The organism is Acetomicrobium thermoterrenum DSM 13490 (assembly GCF_900107215.1).
GTDB lineage: Bacteria > Synergistota > Synergistia > Synergistales > Acetomicrobiaceae > Acetomicrobium > Acetomicrobium thermoterrenum.
Genome location: NZ_FNPD01000002.1, coordinates 167,158 through 189,463, shown reverse-complemented (window position 1 = coordinate 189,463; position 22,306 = coordinate 167,158). Strand labels below are relative to the sequence as shown.

Annotated in this window: 17 protein-coding genes; 13 read left to right on the top strand and 4 right to left on the bottom strand. The window is 45.8% G+C overall.

Annotated elements, in window-relative coordinates:
- Window positions 1-46: 46 nt before the first annotated feature.
- Window positions 47-541 carry a transcription elongation factor GreA gene (gene greA / locus BLU12_RS02535; RefSeq protein WP_091460350.1) on the bottom strand — a complete coding sequence of 165 codons (495 nt, stop codon included), beginning with the start codon at window positions 539-541 and terminating at the stop codon, window positions 47-49.
- Between the two features lie 771 nt (window positions 542-1,312).
- Here greA and BLU12_RS02525 point away from each other — a divergent pair.
- From BLU12_RS02525 to fusA, 12 genes are read left to right on the top strand one after another with little or no spacing between them, the layout of a single operon-like run.
- On the top strand, window positions 1,313-2,056 hold the full coding sequence (locus tag BLU12_RS02525) for a sulfite exporter TauE/SafE family protein (protein ID WP_091460347.1): 744 nt from the start codon (window positions 1,313-1,315) through the stop codon (window positions 2,054-2,056).
- Window positions 2,057-2,113: 57 nt separating this feature from the next.
- On the top strand, window positions 2,114-3,475 hold the full coding sequence (gene miaB, locus BLU12_RS02520; RefSeq protein ID WP_091460346.1) for a tRNA (N6-isopentenyl adenosine(37)-C2)-methylthiotransferase MiaB: 1,362 nt from the start codon (window positions 2,114-2,116) through the stop codon (window positions 3,473-3,475).
- Complete coding sequence (locus BLU12_RS02515; RefSeq protein WP_091460344.1) at window positions 3,453-4,220, top strand: helix-hairpin-helix domain-containing protein; 768 nt, start codon at window positions 3,453-3,455, stop codon at window positions 4,218-4,220. The genes miaB and BLU12_RS02515 overlap by 23 nt, the downstream gene beginning before the upstream one ends.
- Before the next feature lie 29 nt (window positions 4,221-4,249).
- Complete coding sequence (locus BLU12_RS02510; protein WP_234945384.1) at window positions 4,250-5,626, top strand: ComEC/Rec2 family competence protein; 1,377 nt, start codon at window positions 4,250-4,252, stop codon at window positions 5,624-5,626.
- 20 nt (window positions 5,627-5,646) lie between these two features.
- Window positions 5,647-6,411: a type III pantothenate kinase gene (locus BLU12_RS02505; RefSeq protein ID WP_091460343.1), complete on the top strand. Its 765-nt coding sequence runs from the start codon at window positions 5,647-5,649 to the stop codon at window positions 6,409-6,411.
- Window positions 6,392-7,381 (top strand): tRNA dihydrouridine synthase, encoded by a 990-nt coding sequence (locus BLU12_RS02500; protein WP_091460341.1) that lies wholly within the window; start codon window positions 6,392-6,394, stop codon window positions 7,379-7,381. Before BLU12_RS02505 ends, BLU12_RS02500 begins: the two co-directional genes overlap by 20 nt.
- Entirely contained in the window at window positions 7,362-8,873 is a 1,512-nt protein-coding gene (gene lysS / locus BLU12_RS02495) for a lysine--tRNA ligase (protein ID WP_091460339.1), read from the top strand. The genes BLU12_RS02500 and lysS overlap by 20 nt, the downstream gene beginning before the upstream one ends.
- On the top strand, window positions 8,873-10,897 hold the full coding sequence (ligA, locus tag BLU12_RS02490; RefSeq protein ID WP_091460338.1) for an NAD-dependent DNA ligase LigA: 2,025 nt from the start codon (window positions 8,873-8,875) through the stop codon (window positions 10,895-10,897). The genes lysS and ligA overlap by 1 nt, the downstream gene beginning before the upstream one ends.
- Before the next feature lie 13 nt (window positions 10,898-10,910).
- A complete protein-coding gene (gatC, locus tag BLU12_RS02485; RefSeq protein ID WP_091460336.1) occupies window positions 10,911-11,228 on the top strand; it encodes an Asp-tRNA(Asn)/Glu-tRNA(Gln) amidotransferase subunit GatC in 318 nt (105 codons plus the stop codon).
- Complete coding sequence (gene gatA / locus BLU12_RS02480; protein ID WP_091460334.1) at window positions 11,218-12,699, top strand: Asp-tRNA(Asn)/Glu-tRNA(Gln) amidotransferase subunit GatA; 1,482 nt, start codon at window positions 11,218-11,220, stop codon at window positions 12,697-12,699. Before gatC ends, gatA begins: the two co-directional genes overlap by 11 nt.
- Complete coding sequence (gatB, locus tag BLU12_RS02475; RefSeq protein ID WP_091460332.1) at window positions 12,696-14,153, top strand: Asp-tRNA(Asn)/Glu-tRNA(Gln) amidotransferase subunit GatB; 1,458 nt, start codon at window positions 12,696-12,698, stop codon at window positions 14,151-14,153. Before gatA ends, gatB begins: the two co-directional genes overlap by 4 nt.
- A gap of 17 nt (window positions 14,154-14,170) precedes the next feature.
- Window positions 14,171-16,255, top strand: coding sequence for an elongation factor G (gene fusA, locus BLU12_RS02470; RefSeq protein ID WP_091460330.1), 2,085 nt, complete (start codon window positions 14,171-14,173; stop codon window positions 16,253-16,255).
- Between the two features lie 83 nt (window positions 16,256-16,338).
- Here the strand turns inward: fusA and BLU12_RS02465 are convergent, their stop codons facing one another.
- Genes BLU12_RS02465 through nuoE form a run of 3 tightly spaced genes read right to left on the bottom strand, consistent with a single transcriptional unit; the run spans window position 16,339 to window position 21,852 of the window.
- Window positions 16,339-19,572, bottom strand: coding sequence for an FAD-dependent oxidoreductase (locus BLU12_RS02465; RefSeq protein ID WP_091460329.1), 3,234 nt, complete (start codon window positions 19,570-19,572; stop codon window positions 16,339-16,341).
- 14 nt (window positions 19,573-19,586) lie between these two features.
- Window positions 19,587-21,359, bottom strand: coding sequence for an NADH-quinone oxidoreductase subunit NuoF (gene nuoF, locus BLU12_RS02460; RefSeq protein ID WP_091460327.1), 1,773 nt, complete (start codon window positions 21,357-21,359; stop codon window positions 19,587-19,589).
- The gene (gene nuoE, locus BLU12_RS02455) at window positions 21,352-21,852 is read right to left on the bottom strand and encodes an NADH-quinone oxidoreductase subunit NuoE (RefSeq protein ID WP_091460326.1); all 501 of its coding nucleotides are present in this window, start codon (window positions 21,850-21,852) and stop codon (window positions 21,352-21,354) included. The genes nuoF and nuoE overlap by 8 nt, the downstream gene beginning before the upstream one ends.
- A 189-nt stretch (window positions 21,853-22,041) precedes the next feature.
- On the opposite strand from nuoE, the gene BLU12_RS02450 reads away from it, so the two are divergent.
- Window positions 22,042-22,287, top strand: coding sequence for a glutaredoxin family protein (locus BLU12_RS02450; RefSeq protein WP_091460324.1), 246 nt, complete (start codon window positions 22,042-22,044; stop codon window positions 22,285-22,287).
- Window positions 22,288-22,306 lie beyond the last annotated feature (19 nt).

The following is a 22,306-nucleotide window of genomic DNA, read 5'->3' as shown; positions in this document are numbered from 1 at the left end:
AAAGAAAAATCAAGACGCTTATAGACTTTTTTCAAGCATTTTGTCTTTATACGTCTATATTAAGAATTTTAAGACGTCTAACGCCGCGAGGCGCCCTTGCTATAACCTCATCTCCCACGCTCTTTCCTATTATCGCCTGTCCTACGGGACTGGAGACAGAAATTTTGTGATTATTGGGATCGGTTTCTTCCGAATTAACGATTACATAGGTGAATTCTCTATTCAAGTCCAAGTCTTTCAATGTTACCTTGGTCCCTAAAGTCACCTGGCTGGTATCTATTTGGTCGTTCTCTATCACCTTAGCTTTGGATAACTGTGTTTCCAACTGTTGAATTCTGGCCTCTAGTTTTGCCTGGGCCTCTTTAGCTGCATGATATTCTGCGTTTTCGCTCAAATCGCCAAAGGATCTGGCCTCTTCGAGTTGCTGAGATATTTCCGATCGGCCTTCGCTTCTTAGTTTAATCAATTCGGCCCTCAACTTCTGATATCCCTCACGTGTCATAAGGATGACATCGTCTTGTTGGGTTCTCTGTGTCGACATATACCTTACCTCCTTGAGGAAAGAGCTTTATGGATCGCTTAGGCTTTAAGAATTTTACAACATTTATCGGCTATGTCAATCGAAACATCGTAATTGCCCGTGAAATGACGAGGTTGAGGGTCTTCCTTTGCTGGATGTGGCGATTTATTTTTCATATAAGTTGTGCAGTCTGATTTTTTGTCTTAGTTTCCAACTATCGATTTCGTTTTGAAGAGATAACATCGATTCGTGAAGACGATATATCCTAAATCTGTTTGCCGGATCTGTATACAATGTTGATCGTAAGTTAAATCGATGTTGTTGTATGTGACGTATGTTATGGTTTATGTAAGTGGGGATTTTGACTTTATATGGCACGGCAGCAGAATAATACCTGTATCCTGCAATATGACTTGTCGCATGTCCGTGGTTCCATTCTTTTATCGTATTAGGGTTATAAATATTGTGCTGTGTATAACCTAAATGTTTTCCATTGAATCCATAACTTCCCTGAGCCAAAGCTGAGCCAAAAAAGCATATCAGTATTGTTACCGCTAACACCGCTATTGCTGATTTTTTCATGGTATGTCACCTCTAATTTAGGTTTACCTAAATTGTATCCCAAAATGGAGAGAATTTCAATGGTTTCACAGCGATTTCCGATGGTGAAGGCGATAAAAAGTGCAATGTCAGGATATTAAAGCAAAACAATACTTGACAAAGTCATATGGCTTGGTTTAATTATCATGCACATTTCGTTAAAATTTTTTTGAAAATATCGGAGGAATCTTAATGTCAATATTGTCTGTTGCATTGGTGATTGCCGTTGGTTTTTGCTCAGGTTTTTTGAACGTGTTAGCCGGAGGGGGAAGCCTGCTTACCATACCTCTTTTAGTTTTTATGGGTTTAGATGTATCGGTGGCTAACGCAACTAATCGCGTTGGTGTTTTGTTTCAAAACGTCTTTGCTGCCCAACACTTTCATAAAAAATCACTTTTTCGTCTCAAAGATTGTTTGTTTTTTGGGTTGCCCTCTCTTTTAGGTGCTGCCTTGGGCACATTTGGAGCGGTTAGTTTGGATGAGAGATATTTGAGGATAGCAGTAGCAGTGTTGATATGTTGCATGGCCGTACTTTTGGTATTGAAGCCGGATATGTGGGAGCGCGAACGCGAGATTTCCTTGCCCAGATGGGTTTTGATCCTTGCCATGTTTCTAATAGGTATTTACGGAGGATTTATACAGGCGGGTGTAGGTTTTTTACTTTTATGGGCACTTGTCGGGTTGGGAGGTAAGGATCTTCTTCACGCCAATGCGTTAAAAGTCGTAGTCATAGCAATGTTCACCACATTAAGCTTAGCGATTTTCCTCCTTAACGGGATGGTTAACTTTCCATTAGGTGTCGTTTTGGCAATAGGCAATTTCATGGGGGGTATTGCAGGGGCGCATTTTGCCATTTTAAAAGGAAATAGGTGGCTAAGGTTGATACTGTCTGTTGTGGTGACGGTAAGCGCCATAAGGATGTTGTTAAGTCTGTGATGTTAGACCATGGATAAGTTCCTATAATATCTTTGTAAGATAAGATCAGCAAAGGGAATGATATTAATGGCTTTTAGTTTCGCTATCGATATATACGGTTGTCAGATGAATCAATACGATGGAGATCGGTTGAGAACATCCTTAATACGAAGAGGCTGGATTGAGACCGATAGAAACGAAGCTGATGCAGTGGTAATTGTAACCTGTAGCATTAGAGAAAAGGCCGAGCAAAAGGTGTTAAGCGAGATTGGGCGTTACGGGAAACTCTACAAGACAAAGGGTAAGCCTCTTTTGGCAGTTATCGGATGTATGGCCCAGAACATGGGAGCTGATTTGCTTCGGAGGTTTCCTCAAGTGAAGGTCGTAACAGGACCGAGACATATAGGATGGGTTCCCGATGCTTTAGAGAATGCAATGAGGCATAAAACTGTCTTATATCTCGACGAAGATCCCAGGGAAATGATAGATCTACATGATGCTCCAGTAATCAGAAGCAATCCCTATAAGGCATTCGTAACCATTGCCCATGGATGCGACAATTTCTGCACTTATTGTATTGTGCCCTATGTGCGGGGGAGGTTTGTGTCGAGGCGACCTAACGAGATATTAAAGGAAGTATCCGAGCTCGTAGATGATGGTGTCCTCGAGGTCACTCTTTTAGGGCAGAACGTCGACTCCTACGGCAAGGATCTTAAAGAAAGTTATCGATTCTCTAATCTCCTGCGAGATGTGGCTAAGGTTCCCCGACTATTGAGAGTTCGTTTTACCACTTCTCACCCACGCGACTTCACCGAAGACGTAATAAAAGCAATGGCAGAGGAATCGAAAATTTGTCCGGCCGTTAACCTCCCGATTCAGTCGGGGAGCGACAGGATTTTGAAGAAAATGAACAGGGGTTACACAGTTGAGGGCTACGGAAGAATAATAAAGCGCCTGCGAGAGGCCCTGCCCGAAGTTTCTATAACCAGCGACCTAATCGTTGGTTTCCCTGGTGAGACGGAGGAAGACTTTCAATGCACATTAGAGATGTTGAAAACAATGGAATTCGGCTTAGTTCATACCGCTTCCTATTCTCCGAGAGAGGGTACTCCGGCAGCCAATATGCCCGATCAAATCCCTGAAGAAGAAAAAAAGAGAAGGCTTTCAATCGTAAACGAATTGCAAGACGCTATTTCATTTAAAAAAAACAAAATCTTAGAGGGTAAGGTTTTTGAAGTATTGCTCGACGACTTTGCCCCTAAGGGCAAAGGTATGTTGCAGGGCAGGACGCCTACGGATAAGGTGGTGCTTGTGCCGGGAGATGAAAGCATGCTCGGCAAATTGTGCAAAGTGCGCATAACTGGTGCGTCTAATTGGTATTTATATGGCGAAATAGTATCTTTTAGAGATTTTAGCGATGTCCTCGAAGTCAGAATTTAAAATACAGGAAGCGAAAAGAAAAATTGAAAAATACAGCAAAGGGAAAAGATTCAAAGGGATAGCAGCAGCTTTTCTATGCTTAATCTTGGCAATCGGCATTTCGACAGCCTATTCGTTAGGCAAATCGAAAGTCCATGAAACAGATGAAAAATATTACGGCCTCGATGAGCTTACAAACACCAAATTCGAAGGAGTAAAAAGAGAAAACGACGCAAATGGTGCAGGAACGTCCATTCCCGAGAAGGTGTGGGTTTTGTATATCACGGGAGCAGTTAAAAGTCCGGGCGTATACAAACTGCCGGAAGGATCCAGGGTATACGAATTGGTGGCAGAAGCAGGGGGGCTTACCGAGAAAGCCGATTCAGTTGCCGTCAATTTAGCGGCGAACTTGAAAGATGGGTGTCACGTCCATGTACCCGAAAAAGGAGAACATATCCCGCTAACGTTGAGTGAGCAAAATGGAGCGGTCTTTATAGACCAAAATGGTAAATTGAAGCCCCCGAAAATAGATGAAGATGCCTTTGAGGACTATCATGGTAGTTCCGATTTAATAGATCTGAATAGTGCAACTGCCGAGATGTTGCAGTCGCTGCCCGGAATAGGGCCCAAGACAGCTCAAGCGATATTATCCTATCGGGAAGACAAGGGAGGTTTTCGTTCTGTCGAGGAGCTGCTTGAAGTAAAGGGAATAGGTCCCAAGAAGATGGAAAAAATCAGGCCTCTGATTACCGTTGGCTATCGATGAAGTTATTCAGGGAAGCTCCTTGTTTATCCTTGTTATTATCCCTAGTGATTTCCATCCTTTTGACGGGAAAGGGTTTCCCTTTTTGGCTGTCGGGCATTGTCTCTGGGTTTATTTTTTTAGGCTTAGGATTTTGTGCCTACGATGGAACACCGAATTCTTCGTATGTTTTTATCCTCTGCTTTGTTGTTAGCATGTTTGGTAGCCTGTGGTCGAGCTATAGAGTAGAGACAGATCTCTTTTTAAGCGGCAGGCTCGCGGAAAAGGCCGTTGTTGCTTTCGAAAGGCCCTGGGGCGGCAAAAGGGCAGTCGTATTCAAGACACCCAAGGGAAAATTTGTCGGTTTTACATCTCCTTCTTTAGCTTTAAAGGAAGGAGACTTCGTCGGTATAAAGGCGTCGGTATTGCCGATAGAGCGCAGGAACATCGGATTTAATCCCTATACTTATTGGAGGTCCAGGGGTGTAGTGGGTCGTCTGGTAGGCCTTCAAGTGAAAAAGTCCCGCAAGAGCTCTCCTTTGAGCGTTTATCGTTGGCGATCATCGTTGAAAGAATGGATACTGCTGAATTATCCTCCAAGAGTTCGGGGATATCTTTTGGCAATGCTTTTGGGCGTGAGGGACCCGGAATTGGTGAAACTTCATTCAAGCTGGGGCACCTCTCACTTGTTGGCTGTCTCCGGCTTCCACGTAGCCCTTCTTGTGGGGGTAATCTTTTCGACTTTAAGAGGATCTAGGCTCAAGGTACAAATATCCATTCTTTTTTTATTTGTATACTTGATCTTTACAGGTTTTGCAGCGAGCGCTACCCGTGCCGGATTGATGGTTACCTTCGCTTTGATCGGTAAGTTGATCGGAAGACCGATAAAGCTTCTTCAGGCCGTCAGCTTAGCGGCCATATCTTTAATATTGTGGAGACCGTGGTTCGTGTGGGATATCGGATGGAAATTATCCGTGATGTCTGCTCTGACAATCGGTTGCATGGAGATTTTTCCCAAAAAGTTTTTGCCCTTTATACTGAGTTCTCTCCTTTGGGTTGTTAACGCCGGTTGTGTCCTTGCAACATTTGGAACGCTGCCATTGGCAGGGCTTGTAATTAATCCCATTGCCATTCCGATGTTCGGCATTTTGTTTTTGACAGTAATTCTTTTTGCTCCATTTGCTTTCTTGCCCTTCGAAATTGGCAGGCCTTTCCTTCTCTTGATAGAGGGAGTGTTGGTAGCCGTTGAAAGGGCGCTTAATCTGATTTCATCTTTGATGCCTGCAACCCTTACGGAAGTTTGGCCCTGGCCCTTTATTTCCCTTGGAATATTTTTTATTATATTGGCCAAAAGATTAAGTTTTAACAATTTTAGGAATTTTTGTCTTTCAAGTTGTGGGTTGTTCGTTTATATAATGTTATTATCTTGATTTGATGGGAGGTTTTTGCAATGCTTCTTGTGCTAGATATAGGAAATACCCACACTTGCGTTGGTATCTTTGATGGCGCTTGCCTGATCGCCGATTGGAGACTCACCTCTGAAAGGCGTACCGAAGACGAGCTGGGGATATACCTTACGGGATTGCTTAATATGACTAAAATAAGTCAAGATCTCATCTCAGGGTCAATAATATCGAGTGTGGTTCCGCCATTGGAAGCTGCCTGGAGCCGTGGCATATGCAAATACTTGGGCATCGAATCTATGGTTGTAAATTCAGAGCTTGATCTTGGAATCGAAGTGGGGTACGAAGCACCGGCCGAAATCGGAGCAGACAGGCTTGTAAATGCGGTGGCGGCTGTTCATCATCATGGATGTCCTGTAATAGTTGTCGATTTTGGCACGGCAGTTACCCTTGATTACGTGACGTCAAACTGCGTTTACCTCGGTGGTGCAATAGCACCTGGCTTGCTTGCCAGCATAGAGGCGCTATTCGGAAAGACGGCAAAACTCCCCCTCGTCACTCTCGAGCCTCCAAAGAGGGTCGTTGGCAGATCTACGTCAGAATCGATGAGGTCAGGTATACTTATAGGATATGCGGGTTTGATAGATGGTTTAGTTGATCGAATGTCGCAAGAGCAGAAGGAAACGCCAAAAGTCATTGCTACGGGAGGGCATGCCGAGATAGTCGCTAGATGGTCGAGCAGAATAAATACAGTTGATTCCAATTTAACGTTGGAGGGCTTGAGACTTATATATGAACAAAATGCCAAATAACCCTCTATGGCTTGCCCCAATGGCAGATATAACATCCTGGCCCGTCAGAAGGATGTTTTTTCGGGTAGGTGTCGGTTTGGCCCATACAGAGATGGTTGCTTCCAGAGCTTTGATGGAAGGACATTCCTCTGCATTTTATTCTTTGCAACGGCATCATGACGAGGGTCCGTTGGTGTTGCAGCTTTTTTCTGGAGATGTGGCTTCCCTTTTGGAAGCCGCTCAGGAAGCCTTCCGAATCAGCTCCTTTGAGGCCTTAAGCATTAACATGGCCTGTCCTTCGAAAAAAGTTATGGCATCCGGTGGCGGCGCGTCATTAATAAATCGCCCCCATGTGGCCGCTGAGATGATTAGACAGGCCAAAAATTTAGGATTTCCGATATGGGTTAAAACCAGAATTCCCAGTCGCAATTTGAAGGATGTAGCAAGTTGGTGTGATCTATTGATCTCTGCTGGCGCCAAGAACGTAGCTTTGCATGGAAGAACCGTTTCGCAGGGGTATAAGGGAAGTTCCGACAGAAATATTATCGGCGAGGTAGCCAGAGCTTTCCCGGGTAAAATAACGGGTACAGGAGACGTTTTTACCTCAGACGACGTACTCGATTATTTGGAAAAGGGTTGCATAGGGGTTTTAGTGGCGCGAGGTGCCTTGAAAGATCCTTTCATCGTTTTAGATGCCCTGGCTAAGTTGGGCTTTCGAAATGACAGAAAAGCTACCTTTGAATTTCAGAGGGAGATATTTCGTTCTTTTCTATCCGATTTGTGTCAAGTTAAGGATAATTTAGCCATGCACTTGCTTCGTCGCTTCTTATCATGTATTTTTAAAGGAATGCCTGGGGCTTCACAATTGCGATCTTCTATGGCAAGAGCCCATGGCATTACACAAGCCTTTGAATTATTTAATTCTTTTGCCAATAATTTTAGTGACTTTTGCGCTAAGGAGGAAGCAATGAATGAGCACCGAAAACACTAATATGGAAGAACGATCTACTCCGGAAAGGGAAATAATAAAACAACGGATGGAAAAATTAGAACGGCTTCGCAAGGATGCCGGATTTAACCCCTTTGTGATCGATAAGTGGGATAAGGAGCATAAATTATCTTTCGTTCGTTCTAATTTTTCCCATTTAGGACCGGACGAGATGGACGAAGACGCCCTCATTAAAACTGCCGGTCGCGTAATGGCAATCAGAAAACATGGTAAGGCATCATTTGTCCATCTCGAAGACGATACCGACAGGCTTCAACTTTATTTTAGGTTTGATACTCTCAATGAGGATTACGAATGGTTCAAGAAGTGGGTAGATACCGGAGATTATCTTGGAATCGTCGGACATCCCTTCAGAACGAAGAGGGGCGAGCTATCGCTTTTGGTGACTGATTTCAAGTTATTGAGCAAGGCTTTAAGGCCATTGCCCGAAAAATGGCACGGCCTGAAAGACACAGAGGTTCGTTATAGACAGCGTTACTTAGATCTCATAGCCAATCCTGAGGTTAGGGAAGTTTTTCGGAAGCGAGCAAAGATCATAAAGACCTTCAGAGAAGTATTGGAGTCCCACGGGACGCTCGAGGTCGAGACGCCAATGCTATCTCCCATAGCAGGAGGGGCGACGGCCAGGCCTTTCATTACTTTTCACAATGCTTTGGGCATAAACCTATATCTTAGGATAGCCACCGAGCTTTACCTGAAGCGACTGATCGTCGGCATGTATGAACGCGTGTATGAAATAGGTAAGAATTTCAGAAACGAAGGCATAGATTCCATGCATAATCCCGAATTTACGGCAATGGAAGTTTACTGGGCCTATGCCAACTACGATGATATGATGAACCTGACCGAGGAAATTATAGTGGCCTGTGCTGATGCCATGGGAAGCAGGCAATTGCCCTACGGAGAGCATATGATAAATTACGAACCCCCTTTTAGGAGGGCAACCATGGTGGATTTGGTCAAGGAACATTGTGGTGTTGATTTTTTAAATATTACCGACGAGGAAGCCAGAAGGATAGCAAAGGAAAGGGGTCTCGAAATAAAGGGAAACGAGAGCAGGCTTTTGATCATGACAGAATTTTTTGATAATTTTGTGGAGGACAAACTTATACAACCTACTTTCGTATTGGGTTATCCCGTGGAAATATCGCCACTTGCCAAACGTGATCCTGAAAACCCCGACTTTACCCGAAGGTTCGAGCTTTTTATATGCGGAGCTGAGGTCGCAAATGCCTTTAGCGAGCTTAACGATCCACTGGATCAGAGAGAACGTTTCTTGGATCAACTTAAAAAGAGAGAAGCAGGAGATGAGGAAGCCCATGCCTTCGATGAGGACTTTGTAACAGCCCTGGAGCACGGTTTACCGCCAACGGGCGGATTGGGCATCGGAATAGATCGATTGACGATGTTTTTGACCAATTCAAGTTCAATCAGAGATGTCATTCTGTTTCCTACGATGCGTCCCAAGGAGTGATGTTGGTGGATTTGGGGGAAGCTAAAAAAAGGGCAGAAGGGCTGAGAAAAGAGATAGAAAAACACAACTATTACTATTATGTCCTCGATTCTCCGGTTATTACAGATGAGGAATATGATGCCCTTTACAGAGAGCTGGTAGAGCTTGAAAGGCGTTTCCCGGAAATTATAACTCCCGATTCTCCTACTCAAAGAGTGGGCGGGAAACCGAAAGAGGAATTCAGGAAAGTAGTTCACGAGATTCCCATGCTTTCCATGGACAACGTTTTTACTCAAGAAGAGCTTCAAAGTTTCGTCTCCAGGGTACATCGAATTCTGGAAAGAGAAGTAGATTTTACTACAGAACTGAAAGTAGACGGCATTGCCGTGTCTTTAGTTTATGAAGATGGACGCTTTGTTTTGGGAGCCACGAGGGGAGATGGAAGGGTCGGCGAGGACGTTACAGAGAATTTGCGGACCATCAAGAGCCTTCCCTTGCGGCTTATGGAACTTTTGCCTGGAAGACTTGAGGTCAGAGGCGAAGTTTACATGACCAAGGAAGACTTCGCCTCGCTCAACAGATCTCGCGAAGAAGATGGGGAGCCCCTTTTTGCCAACCCGAGGAATGCTGCTGCTGGCAGTTTAAGACAGCTTGATCCTAACGTGACCGCCAAACGCAGGCTTCGCATTTTCGTCTATCAGGTAGTCCATCCGGAAGAGTACGGCCTGTTTTCTCAATTTCAAGTCCTTTCCTGGCTGCGAAACAAGGGCTTTCCCACCCAGGGGAATGAGAGGATATGTAAAAACTTTGAAGGGTTGTGGAACTACATAGAAGAATGGAAAGAAAAAAGACACTCCTTGGCCTATGCTACCGATGGCGTGGTGGTTAAAGTAGACGATCTGACAGCCTACGAACTGCTGGGAACTACCGCTAAAGCTCCAAGATGGCAGATAGCGTTTAAATATCCGGCGGAAGAACAAAGGACGCGCCTTTTGAGGATAGAAGTTTCAGTCGGCAGAACGGGTGCCCTCACCCCCGTTGCAATACTAGAACCGGTCAGGCTTGCCGGTACCGTGGTCCAGCGTGCAAGCCTACACAATGAAGACGAAATAAAGCGCCTGGATGTGCGGGTTGGAGATTACGTATACGTGCGCAAGGCGGGCGAAATTATACCGGAAGTAGTTCGAGTGGACTACTCGGCAAGGACGGGCCAAGAGAGACCTTTTGCCATACCGGAGAATTGTCCTGTTTGCGGAGCAACAGTGGTCAGGTTGGTAGGCGAAGTTGCTTATCGATGTCCGAACAAGTCATGCCCGGCTCAAATAAAGGAAAGTATAAAACATTTTGCTTCCCGTGACGCTATGGATATAAAGGGTTTGGGCGAAAAGATAATAGAGCAGTTGGTGGATAAAAAGATGGTCGGTGGATTTGCGGATCTGTATAAGCTGAAAAAGGAAGATCTAATTTCCCTCGACAGAATGGGTCCAAAATCTGCTGAAAAATTAATAAATGCCATTAACAGCTCAAAGGACAGGCCCCTTTCGAGGCTTATATATGCCCTTGGCATTAGATATGTCGGTTCCAGGACGGCAGAAATATTAGCCGAAAGATTTAAAAGTATGGATAACCTGGCCAAGGCGGACATCCAGGATCTATCGGACATTCCGGGTATTGGCCCCCAGATCGCTTCATCCATCGTGGCATTCTTCAGAGATGAAAAAAACCTTGCTACCATAAAGGATTTGGCCAGATGTGGCATTAAGATGGCGGAGGAAGAGTCCGAAAGGCAAGAGGGACCTTGGGAAGGGTGGAAAATAGTTTTTACAGGCGAACTTGAAAAGGCTACCAGGAACGAGGCAGAAAATATAGTTAAGGATCTTGGGGCAATTCCATCTAGTTCCGTGAGCAGGAATGTAGCTTTCGTCGTAGTTGGTCGTAACCCGGGAAGCAAGTTGGCAAAAGCCCAGGAACTTGGTGTTAAAATTGTTGATGAGCAAACTTTTTGGATATGGGTCGACGAAGCAAAGTCGAAAAAAGGAAATTGAGGAGGTTTGTGCTATGAGTGGGACATCGGATGGACTAGTCGAAGAAATAAGACGCGTAGCCAAGTTGGCCATGCTGGAGCTCAATGAAGATGAAATTAAACATATCGGTACGCAGTTTAAAAATATTTTGGATCAGCTTCAGACGTTAAGCGAACTTAATGCAAAGGATATAAATCCCTTTAGTCTAGAGGATATGGAACCCATGCCCTGGCGTAAAGACGAAGTTGTGGCGTGGAACAGATACAGCGAGGTGCTTTCCCAGGCTCCGGTCTCCGAAGAGGGCTACTTCAAGGTGCCGCGAATTGTGGAGGGCGATCACGATGAAAAATAGCGAGTTTTTGAAGTTATCGGCTTTAGATCTTGTGGAAGGTTACAAAAAAGGTGATTTCACGGTTTCAGATGTAATAGAGACGGCCCTGGAATACATAGAGGTTAACGAAAGAAATTTGAACGCCCTTATAACGCCTCTCTACGAAGAGGCCCGTTCCAGATCGTGGATGTTGGATGCTGCTTTAGCGAGGGGCGAAGAGTTGGGGTCCCTTTTCGGAGTGCCCGTTGTAGTGAAGGATAACATTACAGTCGACGGGGTAAGGACTACCTGCGGAAGTAGGATGCTGGAAAATTGGATTTCTCCCTACAGTGCACATGTAGTTGAATGCTTAGAGCGCGCCGGAGCGGTGATAATTGGCAAAGCCAACATGGATGAATTTGCTATGGGAAGCTCGACGGAGTTTTCTGCCTTTGGCCCGGCCTTGAACCCATGGGATTTGTCCAGAGTGCCTGGGGGAAGCTCGGGAGGTAGTGCCGCATCCGTTGCTGCAGGTTATGCTCCCATTGCTTTGGGAAGTGACACCGGTGGCTCCATTAGGCAACCTGCTGCCTTTTGTGGGGTGTATGGATTAAAGCCGACATACGGCCTAGTCAGTAGGTTCGGCTTAATTGCCTTTGCTTCTTCGTTGGATCAAATTGGCCCTTTTGCCAGAAGTTTGAAGGACGTAGCGGCAATTTTACAGGTCATATCTGAACCTGACGCCAGAGATGCTACATGTGCCAGAAAGGAAAGGCCGAATTACGCCGAATTTTTAAACGTAACTTCCCTTGAAGGTTTTAAAGTTGGATATTTGGCGGGTTATGAATCCCTAGAAATTGATGATGAGATAAAAAGAGCAATTTCCCAAACCATAGAAATATGCCAGGAGTCTGGTGCTGAAATAGTGGAGGTCGATTTGCCGATATCGACACGATACGGCCTTCCTTGTTACTACACTATAGCGCCAGCCGAAGCAAGCTCCAATTTGGCCCGTTTCGACGGAGTGCAATACGGTTTTTCCGTGGCTGCCGATGATTTGAAGGAACTGTACCTCAAAAGCCGCGGCTCAGGTTTCGGCCCCGAAGTAAAAAGGAGAATACTGATCGGGACGTTCGTCCTAGGTTCCAGCAGATACGATGCCTATTACTTGCAGGCACAGAAGGTGAGGCAGCTCATCATCAGAGAATTCAATGCAGCCTTTTCAAAAGCCGATGTCTTGATAACTCCTGCAACGCCTACGTTACCCTTTAAACGGGGCGAGAAGCTGACTGACCCAGTCAAAGCCTACATGGCAGACCTTTTTACTATACCCGTTAATTTGGCGGGCTTGCCAGCTTTGTCGATGAGAGCATCGATGAGCCAGTCCGGGCTGCCCGTGGGCGTTCAATTGATAGGAAAGAAGTTTGGAGAAGGCGATATCTTAAAAGCGGCTTCGGTTATTGAACAGGTAGTAGGACCGGCTGCAACTGCTTTAGGGGGCGATCGAAAGTGAACGAATTTATTCCTGTAATAGGACTGGAAATTCATGTTCAATTATCGACGAAATCCAAGATGTTTTGCTCTTGTTCGACTGATTATATTGGCGCTAGGCCAAACAACCATGTATGCCCTATCTGCCTGGGTTTGCCGGGATCTCTTCCGGTCATTAACGAAAGGGCCATAATGTATGCAGTCAGGATGGCCTTGGCTATGCGGTGCAAAGTCAATACCCATACCGTGTTCCATAGAAAACATTATTTTTATCCCGATCTTCCCAAGGCCTACCAGATAAGTCAATACGATTTGCCCCTTGCCGTTGATGGTCATCTTGAGGTAAATGATGACGGAAAGGCGCACAAGATCAGAATACAAAGACTTCATTTGGAAGAAGATGCCGGAAAACTTGTCCATGCTGCTGTCGGCGGAAGGTTGATGGGTGCTGATTATTCTCTTGTAGATTATAACCGGTCGGGAGTTCCTTTGATGGAAATAGTCACCCAACCTGACATAACATCCCCAAAGCAGGCAAGGGAGTTCGTGTCTAGATTGCGTCAATTGGTCAGATATCTCGGGGTTTCTGACGGCGACATGGAGTCGGGATCGTTGAGAGTTGACGCAAACATTTCGATAATGGAATCGGGCGGCAAATGGGGTGAAAAGGTAGAAGTAAAAAATATGAACTCCCTAAAAGCTTTAGAGAGAGCCCTGGAGTACGAATACGAAAGGCAGAAAGAAGTTAAAAGCAAAGGGGAGACGATAGTTCGCGAGACCAGGCATTGGGATGACGATTCGGGTAAGACCATTTCAAGCCGCAGCAAGGAAGAAGCCGAGGATTACAGATATTTTCCCGATCCCGATCTTCCTCCCCTTGTCGTGGATGAGAGAACCATAGTTCAGTTGTGCAAGGAACTGCCCGAACTTCCGTGGGAAGTAAGGGACAGATTTATCAGCGATTACGGTTTATCCCTCGAAGAGGCGGAGGTACTTACGGAGCGGCGCGATGTGGCTCTTCTCATGGATGATCTAGTCAAACGAGGATCTCCCGTTAAAGTGGCGTCAAACTGGATAAGGACTGAAATAATGAGGGTATTAAACGAGAGAGCAATTTCTGCAGAGGAGCTTACGATACCGCCGGATGAGATGGCCCTTCTTTTGTCTCGAATCGATAGAGGGGATCTTTCGACGACAGCTGCAAAAGAGGTTTTCGCCATGATGTTGGAAAAATCATTAAATGTCGATGACGCCATTAGAGCTTTAGGGTTAAGCACAGGTAAATTAACAGGCTCCGATTTGGAAGCAATTGTCGTCAAAGTCCTAGCTGAAAACGCTGAGGTTGTAGAAGAGATAAGAGCTGGCAAGGATAAAAAAGGTAAAAAAGTTAAATTTTTACAGGGCATTGTCATGAGAGAAACGAAAGGACAGGCAGATCCGAAAGAGGTGCAATCGCTCATCATGAGCAAGATTTAAATTAGGGGGGTAGGACGATGGGAGCGCACAAACCTGAGGATACGAGAACGATTGCGGTAGCAGCTCACGGAGGTGCAGGAAAGACATCGCTGGTCGAGGCAATGTTGTTCGATGCGGAAGTTATTGGACGTTTAGGTAAAGTAGAGGATGGCAATACCGTCAGCGATTATGACGCCGAAGAACAGAAGAGACAGATTTCTATCAATACATCTGTCGCAACCTTCGACTATAATGGCAAAAGGATGTTTGTTCTTGATACCCCTGGTTATGCCGATTTCATTGGAGATCTGCGTTCGGGAATGCGAGTGGCTGACTCGGCGGTTATAGTTGTAAGCGGAGTCGATGGCGTGGAAGTTCAAACTGAAAAGGCCTTCGATTTTGCCGAGGATTTTTCCGTACCCGTACTGTTTTTTATAAATAAAGTGGAAAGGGAAAATGCTGATTTTTACAGGACATTGAAAGAAATTCAGGAGGTTTTGACGAATAAAGCACTTCCGTTGTTTTTACCCATCGGTCAGGAAACAAATTTTAAAGGCTTAGTAAATGTGCTGACCGGAAAGGCCTTTATATATAAAGGTGATGGAAGTCGAGAGTATAAGGAGATTGATTGTCCCTCCGAACTCGAGGAAGGACTTTCCTCTGCCCGTGAAGCCTTGGTGGAGAGGGTAGTGGAAGTTGACGATGAACTGATGATGCGTTACCTCGACGGAGAAGAACTGGAAGAACAAGAGTTGGTAGAGGCATTGAAAAAGGCGGTGTTAAATAGGATAGTGATGCCCGTATTGCCCGGTTCGGCTCTTGCGAATATCGGAATATTCCAGCTTTTAGATACCATAACCGATATTCTGCCCTCCCCAGTAGATATGTTTCCCAGAAAGGCGATAGATGCAGAGGGCAATGAAGTAAAAGTGAAGCCCGATCCCAATGAGAAATTCAGCTCTCTCTGTTTTAAAGTCATGGTCGATCCCTATGTGGGAAAGCTATCATTCGTTAGAGTATTTTCAGGGACCTTGACTTCGGATCAATCTGTATTCATTGTAAATAAAAAGGTCGAGGAAAGGATAAGCTCTCTAAGGTTCATGAGGGGCAAGGAAGGGAAGGACGTTAAAGAGGTGACAGTGGGAGACATTGTGGCTATCCCCAAGTTGCAAAACGCCGGTGTCGGGGATACCGTTGCAGTCAAGGGAGTCGATTTTACGTTTCCCGCGATTCAATTTCCGAATCCCGTTTATAGCCTGGCAGTCGTTCCTAAAAGCAGGGCTGACGAAGATAAGCTGTCTAACGCTATTCATCGCATGCTCGAAGAGGATTCCACGTTGCGCTATGAGAAAAACGTTGAAACCGGAGACCACCTCCTTTCAGGCATGGGAGATTTACATCTGGACGTAGTCCTGTCGCGCATTAAAGAAAGATATGGCGTGGAACTCGAAACTCGTTTACCCAAAGTTCCATACAGAGAGACCATCAAAAAGCCCTCTAAAGCGCAAGGCAAATACAAGAAGCAAACCGGTGGCCGAGGACAATACGGGGACGTGTGGCTTGAGTTGCAGCCTACAGAGCGGGGCAGCGGTGTCGAGTTTGAGGATCGTATTGTCGGTGGGGTCGTTCCCAAGCAATACATTCCTGCCGTCGAAAAAGGATTAAGAGAGGCAGCTCAAAAGGGTGTCCTTGCCGGCTATCCTGCCATAGATTTTAAGGCCGTTCTTTACGACGGCTCTTACCATGAAGTCGATTCTTCAGAAATGGCCTTTAAAATAGCAGCTTCAATGGCTTTCAAGAAGTGTTTTATGGAAGGCTCTCCCGTCTTACTTGAACCGATCATGGACGTGGAAGTAGTAGTGCCCGAGGAGTATCTGGGCGATGTCATGGGCGATTTGAACTCTAGAAGAGGGAGAATTATGGGTATCGAGAGCAGAGGGAGATTACAGGTGGTTAAGGCCCAAGTGCCTCTTGCGGAAATGTTCAGGTATGCCATCGTCCTTCGTTCCATGACTTCGGGCCGAGGCAGTTTCTCCATGGAATATTCTCACTACGAAGAAGTCCCTCAAGACCTGGCCAAAAAGATAATAGCTCAGGCTCAAGCTGAGGCGGAAGAAGAGTAAATATACTTTGTATCCCTAGCTCGAATATAATAATTAAGCGGGAGAATCCTCCCGCTTAATTATTTTGCATTTTCTGACGTTTTTCAGATTTCTGTGAGTGCTTTGATTAACGAAGATAGGGTTTTGCTCTTTTTCTGAGGTATTACGGTTATTTCTTGTTTCAAGATCTCTCCCGATACGTTTATTACCTTTCCCCGCCTTTCGTACCAACCCGCAATTGGCATTACCAGATCTGCTTTAATATCCTCGAATGATCTCGATGCCAAGAGGGCACATTTGGCACGATTGTCCGCATTGACCCCTTGTAGGACTTCAACGGTGGCTTGATCGGGTTCGACCAACACCAGCTTTGTAACCTGGCCCTTCTTGATCATGCTCAGATTATCGATTGTCGGAGTTAAAATATCTCCAAGTACGCGTAAAGCTCCCTCGGTATTAGCACCCCGATAGAGAGGTATGTAGGAGCATTTGTCCAAGGTCGAACATAATTTTACGAACGCCTTGGCTGAAGAGGCATTTGAGGTAACTTTTGGTCCCGCCAAGAAAATAGGATATTTGGCTGATTTTAGTGTATTTATTGCCCTGATAAGCGTTGTCTCCTTTATCCCCGAGAGCTCCGATGTCTTTTTGATCAGCTTTTCATCTGTGAAAGATTCGAGTATAGGATATATTTCCGCTACATCGGTCTTCAGTAAAATTGTGGTACCCCTGTCGAGCAATCCAGGATCGCTTCCCAAGTAAATTACATTTAAGCCATCTTCTCTGACATTTTTGCGTAACATCGTGGTGATCAAAGGTACTTCCTGATCCATGTTTTCGTCAATAAGGAAGACGACATCGGATTCGTAGATTTGTCCCAGCGTACATCTCTTCAAGTTTGCCTCCTCGGCAAGGGACGTGAAAGCTTTAAAGTCATCGGCTTCCAAAATTGAGACTGCGATATTTTGCCCTTTACGGTTTAAAAACTCTTTTATGGACTCATATTCTTCGTTGCTCAGCGAGTTCCCTAAAAATAGCGAGACAACTCCTTCGGAACGAAGGAAGTCGACGAGTTCAGGCAAAGTTTCCTTGATATCTTTATTTATTTCCGGCCTTTGTCTTTTTAAATGGAAGGTTCGCGCCTTGAAACAACACAGCCCGCGAGTGGGCGAAGTTGGGGACCCCAACTCTGTGGTAACCCGCACTACATTACGTTTCCCCTTGTCGGCATTTACATATATCTCGCACCCAAGAGAGCATTCACCGCAGGTGGTCTTTGTGGCCGTTGGGATTTCACTGTGAGGCCAACGCTCTTTTCGTTTCTCGGTAAGAGCGCCGACGGGGCATAGCTGCACGCAAAGGCCGCACCCCGTGCATTCAGATTCATCCAAGGGCTTCATGTATGCATCGTGTATTGTCGAGACAAATCCCCTGCTTACAAAATCAATGGCATGTAGTCCGACGATCTCATCGCAGGTCCTGACGCATCTTCCACAAAGTATACATTTATCCATGTTTCTGTCGAAGTATTTCAATTTTTCCTCAAGGCGCTTTATCCTTTCTCCGCTAAGCCGTGTAGGCGAAGCCTCGTATTCGATCGAATAAGAGCGCAATTTGCATTCGAAGACGTCGGGACATCCGCACTCCATGCATCGGCTGGCATCTCTTTTTACCTGCTCTTCCGTGAGCCCCTTGCTGAATTCTTTGAAGGGTTTTTCAAGTCTTTCCTCTGCCGGGAAGATTTTAGGCATTTCCCTGGGTTGTTTTTTCTTGTCCCTGAAATCTTCGGGCCCTAGGTCTTCTCTTGTGACGTCGCATTCAAAGGGGCGCTTGGGATATCCGCGGGTAATAAAATGATGTATAGATTCAGCAGCAAAATGGCCTTCCCCTATAGCCGCAATTGCTATATCGGGTCCGGTCCTCAAATCTCCGCATAGAAATACCTTTTCGAGAGGGGTAGCGTAGTTGTCATCGCCTAAAATCTTTCGGCCGTCGTGGATTTCAGGCGGCAGAAAGTCGAGTACGGCCCTTTGTCCTATTGCAGCTATCACGGTATCTACAGTCAAGGTAAATGTTTCTCCCGTAGGAATGGGCCTTCTTCTTCCCGATTCGTCGGGCTCGCCAAGGACCATCTTTTCGCACACAAGTTCACGGACCGATTCGTCACCTGATATTTCCTTGGGTGCTGCAAGGAAAATAAAGTTTATCCCTTCTTCCATTGCCTCCTCGATTTCAGCGTCCTCGGCCGGCATTTCCTGTCTTGTGCGTCTGTAAACTACTGTAACTTCTTCAGCCCCAAGCCTTTTGGCGCATCGACAGGCGTCCATTGCGGTATTTCCACCCCCGATGACAGCGACTTTCTTGCCTATCTCTACGGGAAGACGGTTATTCACCTGATACAGGAAATTTATTCCGCCAAATACACCCTTTAGGTCCTCTCCCGGGACGCGTAAAGGTGTGCTTTGCCAGCAGCCAAAGGCGAGCAATATGGCATCAAATTCCCTGCGCAATTGCTCTAAAGTTATATCTCTTCCAAGGGCAGTGTCCGTCTGGACCTTTATGCCCCACGACAGCAACCAGTCTATTTCTTTCTGCATGATGTCTCGGGGTAGCCTGTACTCTGGGATCCCGTATCGCATCATGCCTCCCAGATGCGATTCTTTCTCGAAAATAGTCACGGCATAACCTTTTTTTCTGAGAAAAAAGGCAGCCGATAATCCAGCGGGGCCTCCCCCTACAATAGCTACGTTGTGGCCGTTTTCCTGTATTTCGTCTATGTGGCCCAGCATGCCATTTTCGATGGCCCAGTCTCCTACGAAGCGCTTGATCTCCCTTATGGAAACAGGTTCTTCGTCGACGAAATTGCGTCTGCACTTTTCCTGGCAGGGTGCAGGACAAATTCGTCCTATGGAAGCAGGAAGGGTTACGTTTTCGTGGAGCAAGTCCAAGGCTTCTTTGTAAAAGCCGGAGGCAGCTAAGTTTACGTAACCTTGAACATCACCTCTGGCAGGGCAGGCAAGAGTACAGGGCGGTCTGCAATCTCCAAAGTGATCCGATAACAAAAGCTCCAGAGCTGTCCTCCTTGCCGCGACAGTTCTTTCCGTATTGGTGTATATCTCCATGCCCTGGGATATCTTATTGGAGCAGGCTCGCACCAAAGCCTTGGCCCCCTTCACTTCCACCAGGCAAACAGAACATCCTCCGTGTGTCGAAAGATGCGGATCGTAACACAGAAAAGGTATGTCCACACCACAATCCTTGCAAAGATCTAATATCGTTTGTCCCGGGTAACCGTAGACTTCACGACCGTTTAGCAATACTCTAATGTTTCGCTCCATACCTAAAAGCCTCCTCAATCAACAAATATAGCAGAGACAGGACAGGTCTGTTTGCATTGCCCGCATCTCACGCATTTGGCGTCGTCTATTTCGTGGGGTTCCTTAACTTTGCCGCTAATTGCGCCAACGGGACATATCCTGGCACATCTAGTACAACCTATGCATAGATCGGTATTTATTGTGTAGCGAATGAGAGAAGGGCACACCTTTGCGGGACATTTCTTGTCCTTAACATGAGTTTCGTATTCCTCTCTGAAGTATTTTAGCGTAGTCAACACAGGGTTTGGGGCCGTCTGTCCAAGACCGCATAGGGAACCTTCCTTTACCTGTAATGCCAGTTCATAAAGCAGATCAAGATCCTCCATCTTTCCCTCTCCGTTGCTGATGCGTTCTAATATCTCTAGCATTCTTTTTGTACCTATTCTGCAAAAGGGACATTTTCCGCAGGATTCGCGTTGTGTGAAGTTCAGAAAAAACTTTGCCACATCGACGACGCAGCTTGTTTCGTCCAAAACAATCATACCTCCGGAACCCATGATTGCTCCCGTGGCTGTTATGGATTCGTAATCTACCGGTGTATCGAGAAGCCAGGAAGGTATGCATCCTCCCGACGGCCCGCCCATTTGTACTGCTTTGATCTCTTTTCCGTCGGCGATTCCGCCGCCAATATCATATATTACTTCTCTGATGGGCATTCCCATTGGAATTTCGATGAGGCCTCCTTTGGCTACCTTGCCGGCGAGGGCAAATACCTTCGTTCCCTTGCTTTTTTCCGTACCAAAAGCTGAGAATTCCGATGCTCCATGTCGTATTATCCACGGCACGTTTGCATAGGTTTCCACGTTGTTAATGTTGGTCGGCTTTCCCCAAACGCCGCTTTCGGCTGGAAAGGGAGGTCGAGGTCGCGGCATTCCCCGTTTTCCTTCTATTGAGGCTATCAGGGCTGTCTCTTCGCCGCAAACAAATGCCCCGGCCCCTTCTTTTATCTCTATATCGAAATTAAAGCCGCTGCCAAAAACGTTGTCTCCCAAAAAGCCTCTTTCGCGTGCCTGGTCAAGAGCTATGTTTATCCTTTTTATGGCCAAAGGATATTCTGCTCGACAATAAATATAACCGTGAGAAGCACCGACGGCGTAAGCGCATATAGCCATACCCTCTATGACGGCGTGGGGGTCACCCTCCAATACGGACCTGTCCATAAAGGCGCCCGGATCTCCTTCGTCGGCATTGCAAATCACATATTTGGATTCTCCCTTGGCTTGTCGCGTAAATTTCCACTTAAGCCCCGTTGGGAATCCTGCGCCACCACGACCCCTAAGGCCTGATCTGTACACTTCATCTATGACTTCATCGGGAGACATTTCCTTCACGGCCTTTGAAAACGCCTCATAAGCCCCTCTGGAAATGGCCTCGTCTATTTTTTCCGGGTCAATTATCCCGCAGTTTCTGAGAACTATCCTGACCTGCTTTGCCATCCTGTTATTTTCCGGCGCCTGAGTTTCCTCATCGCTGTATATAATCTTTTCTTTTAGGGCTGAAGTGGGGCGAAAGGAGGAGCCGACCAATTCCTTGGCCAATTCGGGTGTCATATATCCATAAATGGTTCTCTTGCCCTCGATTTCTACTTCAACTAAAGGTTCATATGAGCACAGGCCAATACATCCGACCTTTTTTAAAATAGTATTTTCGTCTCCGACAAGCACTTTGGAGAGTTCCTCATAAACGGAGTCTGCCCCCGATGCCAAACCACAGCTTGCCATCCCAACGCGCACTATTGTATTAGTCATTATTGCCTTCACCTCTTTTGTTCGTTCTGTAGCTATCCAGAACCTTTACGGCCCTATCGGGCGTCAGGCGACCATAAACGTCTTCTCCGACCATCATAACAGGAGCCAGGCTGCAGCATCCGAGACAGGCGACAAGCTCCAACGTAAAAAGTCCGTCGTCCGTCGTCTCTCCTTCCGAAATTCCCAGATGTCTCATCACTTCTTGAGCTATTAACAAGGATCCCTGTACATGACAAGCCGTTCCTCTGCAGAGTTTTATGGTATATTTGCCTAAAGGTTTAAATCTAAACATGGCATAAAATGTCGCTACACCATAGAGACTTGCTTCGGGAATATCGAGCTCTTTGGCTACCCTGCTCAATACTTCTTGTGGCAAATAGCCGTAACTTTCTTGTATTTTCGATAAAAGCGAAATTGTGATGCCCTTTTTACCCCTAAAGGTCTCGATAATGTTCTGTAAAGCCTGCTCGTCATCTTGTTTTGTTGAAAGCATGGGCTTCCCTCCTATTTGAAAAGCTGGTCAAAAAAATGAATTTAGGGATAATATAACACTATTGATTCGTACTTAGAAGATCCTCGGGCTTTTTTTATCGCGAGTTGTTGCGCCTTTGCGGGTATTATGCTATATTCTTTACGTATGTTTGGTAACCCTAATTTTTCAAATCAGAGGAAGGTGTAGAATATGACTGTGAAAGTTTATAGTACTCCCACATGTCCGTGGTGTACAAAGGTAAAAGAATATTTAAAAGACTTGGGTGTCGAGTATGAGGAGGTAGACGTCAGCAAAGACAGGGCTGCTGCTATGGACATGGTGAGGCGAACTGGCCAAATGGGTGTGCCCGTAACCTTCATAGGCGATAAGTTTATTGTCGGTTATGATCCTGAGACCATTAAGGAGCTTTTAAAGGAGAACAGTATATTAGATTAGCTTAATTTTAAAGGGGGAA